Raw genomic sequence first — 15,625 nt, 5'->3', positions numbered from 1 at the left:
ACTCCTCGGAACTCTCAAGCTCCGCAAATCGGGCCGCTTCCAGCGCTACCCCTCGTCAAACGGCCTGGTGAGCGCCGCCTCCACGCATTCGAGTGCATACGCCGGCGCCTTAAGATGGCGCGACTTCTTTGTGATGGACTTGCGCGCAGCGTCCAGTGCGGTCGCTCCCGCCCCTGTCAATTCGATGCCCTGCGCCGAGTCGCGCGCGCGCGGCAACGGGCGGCGTGAGGCGACGCCCCTGGCGAAACGGATCGCCGCCGTTCGCAGGTCAGTGCCGTCCATGATGGCATCGACGATGCCGAGTCGCTGTGCCTCCTCGGCGCCGACATGGCGACCACTGAGAATCACGTCCAGGGCCGCGGCCGGCCCGGCGATGCGTGTCAGCCGCTGCGTTCCGCCGCCCGCCGGGATGATGCCGAGGTTCACTTCGGGCAGGCCAAGTCTCGCGTCCGGGCTCGCAATGCGGTAGTGGCACGCCAGGGCATGCTCGAGTCCTCCGCCTAGCGCGTAGCCATGCATGGCGGCTACCACCGGTTTGTCGCTCGCCTCAAGCGTCGCGGCACTCTTGCGAGTGGACACCGGCCGGACGCTACCAAACCGCCGGATATCGGCACCGGCGATGAAGTTTTTGCCTTCGCCCAGCAGAACGATGGCATCCACCTCCGCATCGGCGTTGGCGCGCATGACGCATTCCATGATCCCTTCCCGCACGCCAGCGGCCAGCGCGTTGACGGGCGGATTGTTCACGGCGATCAACGCGACGCCGTCCTCAACGGCGTAAGTGACAGTCTGTGCTTGATTCATCAGTTTTCCTTCCAGCCGCTGCTTGTGCAGGGGTATGTCTGACGTGGTTGCATGTTCGGATCCATAGTAGCACGAGTTTCATTGCAAGGCATAGGTTTCTATCAGTGGAACTTAAGGCTCATGGTATCGAAAACGCCTTGGGAGCACCAAAAGAGACTTTCGATCGAATCCACAAACAGCGCGGCAGATCGCTTAATTCGCTTAATTTCACTTCCCGAAATCGGTTTCGGTTTTACAAACGACGAAATTGGGCCGGCGCAAGCATGACCGCGGGGGCTATGCCGCCCGACTTGCTGCGCGCTGGTCTGCAAGAATCATGTCCGCGCCCTTCTCCCCAATCATGATGGTCGGGGCATTCGTATTGCCGGATGTCACGACAGGCATGATCGAAGCATCGACGATACGCAGACGTTCGACGCCCCGCACGCGCAGGCGTGCATCAACGACCGCCATGCGGTCATTGCCCATCTTGCATGTCCCCGCGTGATGGAACGCGCACTGGCCTTCGCGCTCCATATAGTCGATCCATTGCGCGTCGGTATGCACTTCCTTCCCTGGCACCAGTTCTTCAAGGACGAACGAAGCCAGCGGCTCCATTGCAAGGATTTGGCGCAATCGCCGCAGGCCTGCGAGCATTGCGCCGATATCCTCGGGAGCGTGAAGGTAGTTAGGTACGAAGGCTGGAGACTGCATCGGATCGGCGCTGCGAAGGATCACTTCACCGCGCGAGTCCGGACGCACGCGATAGACCGATGCGCTGATCGCGGGGAAATCGTCGACCACCGCTTCACTGGTTCCCGCATACGAGAAGGTCATCGGACGAAAGCTGACTTCCATGTCCGCGTAGGCCACCTGCGGCCCGCTACGAAAGAAAGCGGCAGCGATCGAAGAGCCCAGCGCAAGGTAGCCGCCTTTTGTCAGCAGATAGCGCGCACCCGCAGCGTACTTGCGCCAGCCGGCAAGATGCTGATTGTAAGAGCCCTCTCGCGTGGTCCTCGCCTGCACCCGCACGGCGAAATGGTCCTGCAGGTTCTTGCCCGCGCCCGGCAGGTGCGCCACCATTGCGATGCCGTGCCGCCGCAGTTGCTCTGCATCGCCGATGCCGGACAGCATCAGAAGGTGCGGGGAGCTGAGCGCGCCCGCGCACAGCACCACTTCACGCACCGCCTCAAAACGCTGAATCTGCCCATTGATCTCAGCCTCGATACCGGTCGCGGTAACTCCGCTGAACAGGAGTCTGCGCACGTGCACGCCAGTCCGTATGTCGAGATTCGGCCGACGCGCGGCAATCGGGGCCACGAATGCGTCATAAGTGGATTGCCGCACCCCGTTGCGGATCGTGGCGCGCAACAGTCCAACGCCTTCCTGCTCACCGTCGTTGAAGTCATCCAGGCGCGTCAGGCCAGTGCGCTGCGCCGCCTCGACGAAGGCAAGCGCCGCGGGATGGAGAACCGACGGATCACTTACCGTCAAAAGCCCGTGCGACTCGCTGCCTTTTGCCGTGTCGCCCGGGGCCAGTAGATCCGGCGATTGCGCAAGGTCGGCACTGGCTCTGTCTCGAAGCACCAGTTGTAGTGCGCTGACCTGAACAACTTGCCCATGCCAGCGGGCGTGCGGATCCAGAAATCATCGGCGGGTGGTCCCGCCTCTACCAGCAGCACACGCGTGTTGCGATCGTCGCTCAGACGGCGGGCCAGGACACAGCCTGCCGAGCCAGCCCCAACGATAATGTAGTCGTAACAATTCACGCAGTCGTTCTCCCCATCCGAGCGCACGGCCTCCGGAATCGTTGCGCCGTGCAATCGCTGTCGGACTATGAGAAAGGAGGCTGGCTCAGCTGCGCTTGGCGCTTAGGAGCCAGCAGAGAGAATCTCGCACATGTAGCTGGCATCTCCGGACCCACACTCAGGGCGGACAATGGAGACCAGGGTCAGTCGTCGCCGAGACGCAGTTCGCTGGGCCTGCGCTTTTCAATGTTGGACTTCAACAGCGCCGCGGTGCGGAAGATGCCATGCGCAAACTTGCCATACGGCAGCGTCGCGAACAAGGCCATCACCACGCCCAGGTGTAGCGCCAGCAGCAACGGCATCGCAGCCGTCTCACGTCCCGCCAGCAAGGCCAATCCTGTCCCACTGATCAACAGCAGCAACGCAATGAAGCCCCGATCCATCGGCCGTTGTTGCACATCCCCGTGCATGGGATGACGCCGCAGGTTCAGCCACAGCAATCCGGCCGGGCCGATCAACAGGCCGATGCCTCCAGCTGTGCCCAACAGCACCGGCAGGCTGAATACCAGATACGGCGCATGCCATCCCAACAGAAAATGATAAGCCGTCGCCACCGCCGTCGAAGCAAAGCACAGCATGAAACCATAGAACGTGAAATGGTGGAAGCGCCGCCGCGCCAGCGTAAAGCGATCATTCGCCTCATTGCAGCCATCCCCATGGCCACCATCCAGGTAGGTCAACGTCAGCACGTTCTTCGTCGCCTCCGCCACGGCAGGCGCCGAGGCCGTCCCGGTCGACACGTCGCGCCAGAAGCGCCGCACCCCGATGCCGAGCGCGATGACTGCAAAGCCGAACACCGCGCCAAACATGCTTGCCAGCGTGTTGTGCGGGAACACCGCATAGAAATTTCCGCCCTCGTGCGTACGCCACAGCGCGCCACCTATCGTCACGGCCAGCACCAGGAACAATGCGAGTCCGATCGCCAGCGCTACCGACACCGTCAGGCCGTTGCGCTTATACAGCTTGCCCAGCGGCGCCGGCCACGCATATTCGCTGTACGTCTCCAACCGTACCTTGGCCATCGCCTGAGGGACGTTAACGCCGAAGTCATGCGGAGGCGCGTACTGGCACGCGTGATAGCACGCACCGCAGTTGTGACACAGATTCGCCAGGTAGTTCACATCGGCCTTGCCAAATTCGAGCCGGCGCGTCATGGCCGGAAACACCGCGCAGAAACCCTCGCAATAGCGGCAGGCATTACAGATCTGCATCTGCCGCGCGACTTCGGCTTCGTTCTCCGTGAGCGGCAGGACGCGGATCACGCGCCCGGTATTGGGCATGGCAGTCGCGCCCGGCTCCTGGCCAGCCAGCTCCGTGGCCTCGCGCGCAAGCGCTTCAAGCTTCTGCATGGACCGCTCCCGTCTTGATGCCCGCCGCCTTAGCGGCCTGCGTGCCGGCGATACGCCCAAACGCGGTACCGATCGACATGCCGACGCCCGCCGTATATCCCTTGCCAAGCACGTTGCCCGCCATCATTTCTCCTGCCACGAACAGATTCCCGCTCGGCTTGCTGCCGAAGTGCACCTGCGCCAGGTCGTTGACCTTCAGGCCCAGGTAAGTGAACGTGATGCCCGGCCGCAACGCGTAGCCATAGAACGGCGCCTGGTCCAGCGGACGGGCCCAGTGTGTCTTGGGGGGTGTCAGGCCTTCGGTATGGCAGTCGTCCAGCGCAGTATGGTCGAACGTGCCGACGCGGCACGCGGCGTTGTAGTCCTGCACGGTGCGCACGAACTGCGCTTCCGGCAGCCCGAGCTTGCGCGCAAGTTCAGGCAGCGTGTCGGCCTTCTCGCCGGGAAACACCGGCGGCATGAAGCGGCCGATGGCCTGGCTGTCGATGATCGAGTAGCCAATCTGCCCTGGCTGTTGTGCTACCAGCCGGCCCCAGATCGCATAGCGCTTGGGCCAGAAGTCCTCACCCTCGTCATAGAACCGCTCAGCGTCGCGGTTGACGACAATGCCCAGCGACACGCAGTCGATGCGCGTGCAGATCCCCCGTCGTACAGCGGCGCGCGTGCGTCGATGGCCACGCAATGCGATTGCGATGGGTCACCGATGGCGTCCGCCCTCGATTCAATCATGTGCCGCAACAGTACACCTTGGTTGAAGCGTGTGCCGCGGATCAGGAAGTTGTCGGCCGGCCATTCGCCGCGCTCGTTCTGGCCCCACGCTTCGCGCAGCCATTCGCGGTTCGATTCGAAGCCACCCGCGGCCAGCACGCAGGCGCGCGCGGTGAAGCGCTGGTTACCGCTGCGCGCGGCGACGAAGCGGTTGCCGTCCATCTCGATCGCGTCGACGGGCGTTTCATAGCGAATCTGCACGCCCATCGCTTCGGCGCTGCGGTAATAGGCATTGACCAGCGCCTTGCCGCCGCCCATGAAGAAGGCGTTGGTGCGCGCCACATGCAACGCGCCCGAGAGCGGCGGCTGGAAGCGCACGCCATGCTTTCGCATCCAGGGCCGGCATGTCGACGAGGCACGAATCACGAGCCGTGCCAGGTGTTCATCGGTGATGCCCCCTGTCACCTTGAGCAGATCCTGCCAGTATTCCTCTTCCGGATAGGCGTCCACCAGCACGTCCTGTGGTGCATCATGCATGCAGCGCAGGTTGCGGGTGTGTTGCGAGTTGCCGCCGCGCCACGCACGAGGCGCCGACTCCAGCAGCAACACCGAAGCCCCGGCTTCGCGCGCCATCAGGGCGGCGCAGAGCGCGGCATTGCCGCCTCCTATCACTAGTACATCGATCATCCAATTCTCCGTCATAGCGCCGCGCCCGGCCGCCAGGATCTGACTGTCACGTCTGTCGCCCGCCGCGGTCGCGCGGCGGAAACACGCACCAGGAGCCGTCGGCGTGGCGGAAGAACAGGAGGGACAGCGCCCCCGAAGCTCGTTCAACCTCGACCTGCACATAGCCGCGTTGGTTTGCGTCGTCGCGCATGCGGGTAATGCGTGCAATCGTCGGCGCCTCTGGCCCGAGCCACTTTTCCATTAACCCGCGCAGGGACATTCCACCCATTCCCATTTCGCCTGCTCCATTGCGTTCCTGCCTCGAACCGCGCCGACTTCAACTGCCCTACACCTCGACCATCTCGAAGTCGCTCTTGCCTACCGAGCACTCCGGGCACATCCAGTCGTCGGGAATGTCAGTCCAGCGCGTGCCCGGGGCGATGCCTTCGTCGGGCATCCCCATCGCCTCGTCGTAGACAAAGCCGCACAGCGCGCATTGCCAGACCTTGAAGTCGGCAAAGACAGCACCCGCGCCAGAATGGTCAGCGCTCGCGGATTGGTTCTCCATGGTCCTGCTCCTTTCGTCATACCTGCCCACTGTGGGCTCAACTCAGAGTGGCACTGTGTCAGGACAGCGCCCCTTCCCATCACACAACGAGCCATACAGGCCCTGCCCTGGCATCTTTCAGGTTCCCCCACAACCTTGGAAGCGATGATATCATGGGTTCTACTGAATAGCATCGATTCCAGTGTATGAAACCGCTAAGCAGTTGTCCAGTGACGGACTGCAAGGAGACTCGGCATGACAATCAAAGGCAAGGCCTACATCATCGGGGCGTACGAACACCCCTTGCGCAAAGCGCCGGTGCACTCCGTGGCGCAGCTCCATGCGGAGGTCGCCAAAGGCGCGATCGAAGACGCGGGGCTGTCGCGGGATGACATCGACGGCTTTTTCTGTGCCGGTGACGCACCGGGTGCCAACGTGTGGTCGATGGCGAACTACCTGAACCTGAACCGGCTCAGGCATGTCGATTCGACGGATATGGGGGATGCTCATACTTGGCACACGTGGCCCACGCGGCCGAGGCGATCGCGGCGGGCAAGTGCAACGTGGCGCTCATCACCCTTGCCGGCCGGCCGAATTCCGAGGGAATTTCCGGCACACAGGTTCGGGTCCGCGGCGTCAACATGCCGGAGACGCCCTATGAAATGCCCTACAGCCCGGTTACGCTGAACCTTTACGCCATGTGTGCCATGCGACATATGTATGAATTCGGCACCACCAGCGAGCAACTCGCCTGGGTCAAGGTCGCTGCGTCGCACCATGCGCAGCACAACCCGAACGCCATGCTGCGCAACGTTGTCACGGTCGACGACGTACTGGCCTCGCCGATGATCGCTGACCCGCTGCATCGTCTCGATTCATGCGTCGTCAGCGACGGCGGTGGCGCAGTGATCGTGGCGCGCCCGGAAATTGCCAGGGCATTGGCACGCCCCCGCATCAAACTGCTGGGCGCAGGCGAATCGACCAAGCACCAGATGGCAGGCAAGGTGGACCTGACCTATACCGGCGCGGCGTGGACGGGTCCGCGTGCCTTCGAAGAAGCCGGCGTCACCCCTGCCGATATTCAGTATGCGTCGATCTACGACAGCTTCACCATCACCGTGATCCTGCAGCTGGAAGATCTCGGCTTCTGCAAGAAGGGCGAAGGCGGCCGCTTCGTCGCTGACGGCAACCTGATCTCCGGCGTTGGCAAGCTTCCGTTTAACACCGACGGTGGCGGCCTGTGCAATAACCATCCGGCAAATCGGGGCGGCATCACCAAGATTATCGAAGCGGTGCGCCAGCTGCGCGGCGAAGCCCACCGCAGCGTGCAAGTGCCAGATTGCGCACTTGCCTTGGCCACCGGCATCGGCGGTGCCATTGGTCACCGCCACGGCGCCGCCACGCTCATCATGGAAAGGGAGTAATGACATGCCGACGTTTTCCGAAGCCCGCAAGATCAGCGACCCGGCCCTGAACCCGGGTGACGAACCCTATTTCGCCGCCGCTGCCCAGGGAAAGCTGCTGCTCAAGGTTTGCAGCAGCTGCGGCGAATCGCATCACTATCCGCGTGCCTTGTGTCCTTTTTGCTGGAGCAGCGAGGTGCAATGGGCCGACAGCCAAGGTACCGGCGTGATCTACACCTACAGTGTTACGCGCCGCGGCGCCGGCACGCCATACTGCATCGCATACGTGACGTTGGATGAGGGCCCCACCATCCTGACCAATATCGTTGACACAGATTTGGACACGGTCCGGATCGGCCAGCGCGTCAGGGTGGTCTTCAAGACGTCCGAAGGCGGCACATCGATCCCGATGTTCACGCCGGTTGCCGAACCTGCGCCCTGACCCGAATACTCGCCGGAGAATCCGATGGCAAGATCCGTCGCTTTATATAGCGCCGTTGACGACATGCTCACCCATTACACGGTGGACGTCGATTCCGCTACGCTTGTCAGGAAGGAAACCATCCGGGTTCCCGCCAAGGTGCAATATGCCTGGCGGCACCCTGCCAAACCGTACCTGTATGTTTCCACCAGCAACGGTGGCCCACGGGTCGAATCACACTGCAACCACGTCAGCGCATTTGCCATCGGCGCGAATGGCGCATTGCTTCCCCATGGGGAAAGCAAGGCATTGCCGCGTCGCGCCGTGCATATGTGCGTGGATCCCTCGGGGCGCTATATCCTGAATGGGCACAACTATCCGTCGAGCGGCATCACAGTGCATCGCGTGGAAGCCAATGGCGAGATCGGCGATCGCGTTGTGCAAGCCACCGCCCTGGACTACGGCATCTATCCGCATCAGGTCATGGTCACGCCGTCGGGCCGCACGGCGGTGATCGTCGACCGCGGCAACAAGGCGCAGGGCGACAAGCCAGAAGAGCCCGGCGCGCTGCGGACCTTCGGCTTCACGGATGGCCAGCTTTCGACGGGCGGGGTGGTTGCCCCGCAGGGGGATATGGCTTCGGCCCGCGTCACATCGCGTTTCACCCGTCAAAACCCTGGCTATATGCTTCGGACGAACGCACCAACCGGCTCTATATGTTTCGCTACAGCGAAGGCGGCATCGAAGCGGCGCCGGCCTTCACCTGTCCAACACTGCGCCAGCCTGAGTTGGTTCGCCCCAGGCAACTGGGCGGTCCCATTCATGTCCATCCAGCGGGTCATTGTGTCTACGTTGCCAATCGGGCGGACCACGCCGTCGCCGACGGGGACCACAAGGTGTTCGCAGGCGGGGAAAATAACATCGCGGTGTATGGGATCGACGAGGAAACGGGTGAACCCACGCTTCTCCAGCATGCCGACACGCAATCCTTTCACATCCGCACATTTGCGTGCGACCCAGGCGGGCGCCTGCTTGTGACAGCGAGCATTAAGGCGCTGAATGAACGCGATGGCGAAAAAACCAGGCACGTCCTGGCGGCACTCTCGGTCTTTCGCATCGAGGCCGATGGGCGACTAGAGTTCTGCCGGAAGTATGACGTCGAAACTTCAGGCAGCCAGCTCCAGTATTGGATGGGAATGGCAGGTCTTGACTAGTGGCCGGCAATCGTCGCGAAGGGACATCGGCCCCACCTTAGTGAGTAAGAAACATGGATCTAGGAATCAAAGGAAAGACTGCGCTGATCACGGCCTCCAGCGGCGGCATGGGCAGGAACATTGCGCACGCCCTGGCAGCGGAGGGCGTCAATGTGGTGCTGTTCGCCCGCTCCGCTGACAAGCTGCAAGCCGTTGCGGATGAGATCGAACAGCAGCACGGCGTGAAGGCCCTTGCGGTCCCCGGCAACATGCTGGTTCGCGCCGACGTGGAACGTCTGGCTTCCACGCTCCGGCAGCACGGCGGTGGACCGGACATCGTGGTCCTGAATACATCACGCCCCCCAACCCGATCCGCGCCACGCTAGAAGAAAACGACGAGGAGCGCTGGAAGGAGGCGTACCAGAGTCAGTTGTGGGGCACCATCCAGGTGGTTACCCACGTCATTCCACTGATGCTCGACCGCAACTGGGGCCGGATCATCGCCATCACGTCGGCTTCAGTCAAGCAGCCGATGCCGCATCACAGTCTGTCCACCGTGTTCCGGGCCGGCGTTACGGCATATATGAAACACCTGGCGAATGAGGTCGGCACCAGTGGCATTACGGTGAACTGTGTTGCGCCCGCGCTGATCGACACGTCACATCGCAGCGGCGGTGCCGCCTATTCGGCGGAAAAGACGGCAGCCCGCAAGAAACTGACTCCGCTGGGCCGGCTCGGTACCCAGCAGGAGACAACCGGCGTGGTGACGTTCCTGGCATCGATGCAGGCGGGATTCGTCAATGGCGCGACGATTCCAGTGGAGGGCGGGATGGTGGGATCGCTGCTTTGACGCGCAAGCGCCCGGCGAGCCGAGGTGAAGAGTGGTGAGCAGGCCGCGTGCAGCGCGGCCTGCCCGTTTAAGCAAGAGACAGTCGCTGGGCCGCTGCACCAGCGGCCCCACTCAAGGCACCTTGCCGCCGAGCTGAAGCGAGATATTGGCGGCGGCGCTGACCACTTGCTTGACGAGTTCCTTTTCCCGCGTTTGCAAGCGCACCGTCGGCGCGCCAAGCGACACGCAATAGTGCACTTCCTCGTTCACGTCCTTGATGGGAGCCGAGATCGCCGAAATGCCCAGCAGGCGTTCCCCATGCGAAACCGAATAGCCCTGCTCGCGCACTTTCTCGAACTCGGCAAGCACATCGGCTTTGGTTCGTTTTGTCGCCTTGGCGACAGCGCTGACGAAAGGAGCCGCTTCATCCTTGGCCATATACGCCATCAGCACCTTGGAACCGGAACCTGCAAGGAGGGGATCTGCTCGCCCGACTGGACCACGGCGCGTAGCGGCGATGCGTCAGTCGACACCGCGTCGATGCAGATGCGATGCTGGCCGCTGACCGTATGCAGCGAGATCGTCTCCTTGGTCTTCTCCGCCAGCTCGGTCAGGATCGGGCGGGCGATCTCGCGGATGCCGAGCGTACTCTTGACCAGGCCGGCGAGCCGCGTGAAGCGGAACGACAGGCAGTACTGCTGGTCCTCCAGGCGAACCAGATAGCCCGCCTGGTCCAGGCTCTGGACAATGCGGAACGTCGTGGACTTCGGCAGCTCGATGCGGTCAGCAATCTCCTGTAGCGTCAGGCTGCTCCGTTCGGCGGTGAAGCTTTCGAATACAGCAAGAATACGTTGCACCGAGCGCATCATTTGGAGGTGTTCCATCCATAATTTCAAACCCTGTATGGTACATCACGGCAGCGGGGTTGGCGCTATGCCCCCGAGGCCCGATACCTACCCCCGCCGTGTACTACCCACAGGGCAACGCTACATCAACCCTATAAGTAACGCATAAGGCGCTTATAACGTATGGAGAGCGTCGTTCAGCGGCCTTCGAATACCGGCTTGCGCTTCTCCTTGTAAGCCAGGATTGCCTCCTTGTAGTCACGGGTCGACTGCACCACCGCCATATGCGACGCAACCGTTTCAAGACTCGTGCGCAGGTCCGTGCGCAGCGATTGATACATCAGCTTCTTGATATCGCGCGTCTGGATCGGCGGGCCGTCGGCCAGGCGAGCCGCGAAAGCGATCGTCTCTTGCATCAGGTCATCCGCGCTGCAAACCCGATTGACCAGCCCGATCCGCAGAGCCTCTTCGGCCGGGACGAAATCACCAGTCCAAAGCAGCTCCAAGGCCTTGGCTGGGCCCACCAGACGCGGCAGGAAATAGCAACCGCCGTTGCCTGGCAGAAGGCCGACACGAATGTACGCCTCCGCAAACCTCGCGGTGCTCGCCGCAAAGCGCAGGTCGCACATCAGCGAAAGGTCCATGCCTGCCCCGACGGCCGCACCGTTTACTGCGGCGATAAGCGGCTTCTCGAACGCTTCCACCGCCAGCGCGACCTGATGTGTGACGTTCTGGAGCCGCTGCTTGCGCTCCAGCGGTGTCGGGTCAGCCTCCGAGCCACGTCGCCCAAGATCCCCGCCCGAGCAGAATGCGTCGCCGCTGCCGGTGATGACAAAGCTGCCGATGCCCGGGTCGTCGTTCGCCGTGTTCAGTGCAGTGCGCAGAAGCTCAAGCATTTCCTCGCTCAGCGCGTTTTTCTTTTCCGGTCGATTCAGGCGCGCAACCATCACACGGCCAATCGTTTCAATTTCCAGATCTGCCACTTTCCCCTCCTGATTGTTAACGAGACACGGATTCGGCCGTCGCGACGGCTTTGCGGTGCCGGGCATGCTGGGCACGCGCTTCCAGCAACGCCGCCTTCAGTTGCCGGTTGATCCATTGCTTGTTGTCCGCAAACACGCGCCGCTCCTTGCCGCCCAACGTTCCTGCAAGCACCGTCGCCGCATGTTTCAGTTCGTCGGCAGGTACCACGGCCGCGACCAGTCCCCGCGTCAACGCCTCGCGTGCCGGCATGCGCCTGCCCGTCTGGATCAGGTCCAGCGCGAGCGCGCGTCCGCCGATGACCTCAAGAATGTTGGCCCCGGAAAATGTGGGAATGCCCAGGTCGATTTCCGGCAGAGACAGCGCGGCCGTGTCCGCCGCGACACAGGCGTCCGACAGCAATGCCAGCATGGCGCCGCCGCCGCTGGCGATGCCGTTCAGTACGGCAAGGACCGGGACCGGGTTGTCCATCACGGCATCCTGCAACGCTGCCAGGGCATGGGAACGGCGCTCGCGCTGACGCGCCATGTCGCCGTCTTCGGGCTGCTCGCGCACGTCCGCGCCGCCACTGAACACGCGGGCCCCCGCGGCCGTCAGCAGCACGGCCTTGACGGTGGGATCGCTCGCGCCTGCCCGGATCGCAGCGGTGATGCCCTCCATGATGGCGACTGTCATCGCATTCGCCTTCTCCGCACGATTGATCGTGATCCACAGAAGATCATCCGCGCGTTCGACGACCAGATTGTCTTGCCTGCTATCCATGAAAGCTGTCTCCTGTCTTTTTACTATGCCGCCGCCCGCACCTTGCCGCCGCCAGACACAAAGATGTCGGCAAAGAACTCGCTCTCCGGCAGGCGGCAAACGTTGGTAAAGTCATCGCGGGCGGATTGCACGACGATTGGCGCGCCACACGCGTAGACCTGATGGCCGGACAGGTCAGGGTAATCTTCCATCACGGCCTGGTGGACGAAGCCGGTGCGCCCTTCCCAGGCATCCTCATCGCGGGCCTCGGACACCACTGGCACGTACCGGACGCCATGCTTCTCCTGCCACGTCGTTGCCAGCGCATCCAGGTAGAGATCGGCAGGACGGCGGCCACCCCAGTACAGGGTCATCGGACGGCCGCTTCCCTTGCTTGCCTCATGCTCGATCATGGCCTTGATCGGCGCGAAGCCCGTGCCGCTGGCCACAAAAATGATCGGCTTGGCGCTCTGCTCTCGCACAAAGAACGCGCCTACCGGACCTTCGATCCGCAGCAGGTCTTTTTCCTCATCACATTGAAGACGTGGGTGCTGAACGGGCCGCCGTAGTTGCGCAGATGCAGCTCGACCAGGTCCTCATCCTCCGGCGAATTTGCCATCGACAGGCTGCGGCGAATACCGCCCGGCATCACGATATTGATGTACTGGCCTGGCAGGAACTTCAGGCGTTGCGTGGCAGGCAAGCGCAGCCGGATGCGCATGACGTCGTGCGCCAGCCGTTCCAGTTGATGTACGCGGCAAGGCAGGCGCACGATGGGGATGTCCATGTTTTCACGGACCACGCTGCTTGCGATCGCCAGCGCGGAGCGCGCCTTGGCCTGGCAAAGCAGCGCATAGCCTTGCTCACGCTCCGCCTCCGACAACACGCAGTCGTCGGAGTCGCCGTGATCCACATCGCCTGCCAGTACCTTGGCCTTGCAGGTGCCGCACGTGCCGGTGCGGCAGCCATGCGGGAGCGGGAAATTCTGGCTCAGCGCGGCGGCAAGGATCGTATCGCCCTCGCGCACCGCAAGCGTGTGGCCGACCGGCTCGAACGTGACCGGGTGCGTCGGCAGTTCCATCACGGGCTCGCTCATGGCCGTTCCCCGGAGACCGGCTGTGATGCCGTGTGGCCACGGGGAATGATGACAGCATCGGCTGCCACCACGCCATTGGGCAGGACGAACAGCGGGTTGATGTCGACCTCACCCACCTGATCGCGCGCTTCCCAGGCAAACTGCGACAGCGCAGCCAGCGCGCGCGCCGCCGCATCGACATCCAGCGCCGGCTTGCCCCGGACACCGTCAAGGATGCGCCGGCATTTCAGTTCATCGAGCATCTCGCGCGCGGTCACGTCGTCAAACGGTGCCAGCCTGCAGATGGTGTCGCCCAGGAGTTCGGCATAGATGCCGCCCGCGCCGACCGCCACGACCGGACCAAAGACCTCGTCGTTGACCACGCCCGCAATCAGTTCGAAGCCACCCTGGATCATCTGCGTCACCAGTACGCCGGAGATGCGGGCGGACGGCGCCTTCTGGCGCGCATTGTCAAGAACCTCGGCGATCGCTGCCTCCAGTTCGGCGCGCGTGCGGATCCCTACCTTGACACCCCCACTTCTGTCTTGTGCGCGATGTCCGGCGAGACGATCTTGACCACCAGCGGCGCGGTCATCTTGTCGAATACGACAGCGTCCTCGACACCACTGACGATCACATCGTTGGACACGGGAATGCCGGCTGCCGCGAGAATGGCTTTTGCATCGGCCTCCGATAGCGACGCACCCTCCGCGTTACGCGGGAACAACTCGCGCGGTGCCGCCGCACTTCGCGAAGCGGATGAGGCTGTGGCGCGTTCGACACGCGCGCGGGCCTGCCGGTAGTTGGCCAGCATTGCCAGCGCACCGGCCGCGCGCGAAGGCGAAGGCAGCACAGGAATGCTCGACCGCGCGAACACCGACAGCGCTTCCCCGATCTGGCTGGCTGGCGCCGAGGAGAAGACCACGATCGGCTTTTCGGTCGACCCGGCGATTTCGCCCAGCACCTCCGCAGCCACCACGCTCCCCGCCTTCCCGGTCGTCGCGATATTCACGCATACCGCGTGCACATTGGGATCCTCCAGCGTGGCACGTACCGCAGTTTCCAGCTTGGCGCGATTGCCGGCGGAGAAGTAGCCTGCGGTCAGATCGATGGGATTGTGCACTGCCCCGATGTTCGGAATGACCGCCTGCAGGCTTGCCTGGGTCTTTTCGGTCAGTTCGCACAGAGACAGGCCAGCCGGTTCACCGGCGTCGGCAAAGACGATCGCGGAGCCGCCGGAAACGCCCATCACCGCCACCCCGCCGCCGGCCGGATACTTGCCGCCTTCCAGTGCCTTCAGGTAGTCAACCGCCTGGTCGATTTCCCGGATCTCCACGATACCGCTTTGCTTGAAGGCCGCCGAGTAATAGTCATAGCTGCTGGTCATGCTTGCGGTATGCGACGCCGCGGCGCGCGCGCCCTGCTCGGTCACCCCTGCCTTCCACAGCAGCAGCGGCTTGCCACGGGCCATGGCACGTTGGCCAACGTCGAGCAGCGCCCGACCATCCCGGGTGCCTTCGATATAGGCAAGGATGATCTTGGTTTCGTCGTCATCGATCAGGGCATCGATCAGCTGGACGGCATCGATATCGCTTTCATTGCCGGTAGCGATCACATGCCGGAAGCCGATGCCGGCCGCCTCGCATGCCAGCGCGATGCTGTAGCCAAAGCCGCCGCTTTGCGTCACCAGCGAGACGGAACCCGGCTTGAGCTTCGGCTCGCGGGTAATGCTGCCAAAGGCGGCATAGACATTGGCGTGAATGTTGGCAAAGCCCAGGCAATTCGGCCCCACGATGCGCATGCCGGATCCATGCGCGATCTCCAGCATCTGCCGCTCTCGCTCCACCCCTTCGGGTCCGCTTTCGCGGAAGCCACCGCTGAGGATCAGCGCGAACGGCACGCGCTTCTGCGCTGCCATTTCCACCACCGGCAGCACGCCCTTGGCCGGGACACCGATGACGACCAGATCCACGTCCTCCTCAATATCGGCAACGGAACCGTAGCACTTCATGCCGTCGAACTGCTCGTACTTCGGATTCACCGGAAAGATCTTGCCGCTGTAGCCGTTCTTCAGGAGTGCCCGCACGACCTGCGAACCCGGGCGCGCGACGTCGTCAGAAACACCCACCACGGCGATTGAGCGAGGCTCGAATAGATGACTGAATTTGTTCATACCTAGAGTGATCCCTTCCCGACAACATCGGGACAAAACTGCGCACTGATGCGCGACAACGTCTGCGACGAGCAGCCCCTGCGGGCCCGGCGCGGTGCCGGCT

General features: G+C 63.0%; 12 protein-coding genes and 6 pseudogenes. 6 read left to right on the top strand and 12 right to left on the bottom strand.

Annotated features, from left to right (window positions below):
- Positions 1 to 45 precede the first annotated feature (45 nt).
- From OMK73_RS06510 to OMK73_RS38155, 7 genes and pseudogenes are all read right to left on the bottom strand, one after another.
- A complete protein-coding gene (locus OMK73_RS06510) occupies positions 46 to 804 on the bottom strand; it encodes an enoyl-CoA hydratase/isomerase family protein (RefSeq protein ID WP_267601254.1) in 759 nt (252 codons plus the stop codon).
- Between the two features lie 276 nt (positions 805 to 1,080).
- Positions 1,081 to 2,370, bottom strand: a complete 1,290-nt coding sequence (locus OMK73_RS06505) for a GMC family oxidoreductase (protein WP_267601253.1) — start codon at positions 2,368 to 2,370, stop codon at positions 1,081 to 1,083.
- A complete protein-coding gene (locus OMK73_RS06500; RefSeq protein ID WP_267601251.1) occupies positions 2,274 to 2,552 on the bottom strand; it encodes a lycopene cyclase family protein in 279 nt (92 codons plus the stop codon). The genes OMK73_RS06505 and OMK73_RS06500 overlap by 97 nt, the downstream gene beginning before the upstream one ends.
- 182 nt (positions 2,553 to 2,734) lie before the next feature.
- On the bottom strand, positions 2,735 to 3,940 hold the full coding sequence (gene tcuB / locus OMK73_RS06495) for a tricarballylate utilization 4Fe-4S protein TcuB (protein ID WP_267601250.1): 1,206 nt from the start codon (positions 3,938 to 3,940) through the stop codon (positions 2,735 to 2,737).
- A pseudogene (tcuA, locus tag OMK73_RS06490) lies at positions 3,927 to 5,335 on the bottom strand (FAD-dependent tricarballylate dehydrogenase TcuA). The gene tcuB and the pseudogene tcuA overlap by 14 nt, the downstream one beginning before the upstream one ends.
- A 46-nt stretch (positions 5,336 to 5,381) precedes the next feature.
- Positions 5,382 to 5,576 carry a hypothetical protein gene (locus OMK73_RS06485; protein WP_267601249.1) on the bottom strand — a complete coding sequence of 65 codons (195 nt, stop codon included), beginning with the start codon at positions 5,574 to 5,576 and terminating at the stop codon, positions 5,382 to 5,384.
- A gap of 84 nt (positions 5,577 to 5,660) precedes the next feature.
- The gene (locus OMK73_RS38155; RefSeq protein ID WP_324291672.1) at positions 5,661 to 5,882 is read right to left on the bottom strand and encodes a rubredoxin; all 222 of its coding nucleotides are present in this window, start codon (positions 5,880 to 5,882) and stop codon (positions 5,661 to 5,663) included.
- A 234-nt stretch (positions 5,883 to 6,116) separates the two neighbouring features.
- On the opposite strand from OMK73_RS38155, the pseudogene OMK73_RS06475 reads away from it, so the two are divergent.
- From OMK73_RS06475 to OMK73_RS06450, 6 genes and pseudogenes are all read left to right on the top strand, one after another.
- Positions 6,117 to 7,285, top strand: a pseudogene (locus OMK73_RS06475) (thiolase domain-containing protein).
- 4 nt (positions 7,286 to 7,289) lie between these two features.
- Positions 7,290 to 7,706 (top strand): Zn-ribbon domain-containing OB-fold protein, encoded by a 417-nt coding sequence (locus OMK73_RS06470; protein WP_267601248.1) that lies wholly within the window; start codon positions 7,290 to 7,292, stop codon positions 7,704 to 7,706.
- 24 nt (positions 7,707 to 7,730) lie between these two features.
- Positions 7,731 to 8,153: pseudogene (locus OMK73_RS06465) on the top strand (beta-propeller fold lactonase family protein); the annotation flags it as partial.
- Positions 8,154 to 8,338: 185 nt separating this feature from the next.
- Positions 8,339 to 8,899 (top strand): lactonase family protein, encoded by a 561-nt coding sequence (locus tag OMK73_RS06460; protein ID WP_267601372.1) that lies wholly within the window; start codon positions 8,339 to 8,341, stop codon positions 8,897 to 8,899.
- Between the two features lie 53 nt (positions 8,900 to 8,952).
- Positions 8,953 to 9,264 (top strand): SDR family NAD(P)-dependent oxidoreductase, encoded by a 312-nt coding sequence (locus OMK73_RS06455; RefSeq protein ID WP_267601247.1) that lies wholly within the window; start codon positions 8,953 to 8,955, stop codon positions 9,262 to 9,264.
- 44 nt (positions 9,265 to 9,308) lie between these two features.
- Positions 9,309 to 9,728 carry an SDR family oxidoreductase gene (locus OMK73_RS06450; RefSeq protein WP_267601246.1) on the top strand — a complete coding sequence of 140 codons (420 nt, stop codon included), beginning with the start codon at positions 9,309 to 9,311 and terminating at the stop codon, positions 9,726 to 9,728.
- A gap of 111 nt (positions 9,729 to 9,839) precedes the next feature.
- Here the strand turns inward: OMK73_RS06450 and OMK73_RS38900 are convergent.
- The 5 genes and pseudogenes from OMK73_RS38900 to OMK73_RS06420 form a co-directional block, all read right to left on the bottom strand.
- Positions 9,840 to 10,573, bottom strand: a pseudogene (locus tag OMK73_RS38900) (IclR family transcriptional regulator).
- A gap of 176 nt (positions 10,574 to 10,749) precedes the next feature.
- On the bottom strand, positions 10,750 to 11,535 hold the full coding sequence (locus OMK73_RS06435; RefSeq protein WP_267601243.1) for an enoyl-CoA hydratase/isomerase family protein: 786 nt from the start codon (positions 11,533 to 11,535) through the stop codon (positions 10,750 to 10,752).
- Between the two features lie 16 nt (positions 11,536 to 11,551).
- Positions 11,552 to 12,295 (bottom strand): enoyl-CoA hydratase/isomerase family protein, encoded by a 744-nt coding sequence (locus OMK73_RS06430; RefSeq protein ID WP_267601242.1) that lies wholly within the window; start codon positions 12,293 to 12,295, stop codon positions 11,552 to 11,554.
- Positions 12,296 to 12,318: 23 nt separating this feature from the next.
- Positions 12,319 to 13,370, bottom strand: a pseudogene (locus OMK73_RS06425) (CDP-6-deoxy-delta-3,4-glucoseen reductase).
- A pseudogene (locus OMK73_RS06420) lies at positions 13,367 to 15,522 on the bottom strand (acetate--CoA ligase family protein). The pseudogenes OMK73_RS06425 and OMK73_RS06420 overlap by 4 nt, the downstream one beginning before the upstream one ends.
- Between the last annotated feature and the right edge of the window lie 103 nt (positions 15,523 to 15,625).

Source organism: Cupriavidus sp. D39 (assembly GCF_026627925.1).
Classification (GTDB): domain Bacteria; phylum Pseudomonadota; class Gammaproteobacteria; order Burkholderiales; family Burkholderiaceae; genus Cupriavidus; species Cupriavidus ulmosensis.
This window is presented reverse-complemented; position numbering and strand designations above follow the sequence as displayed.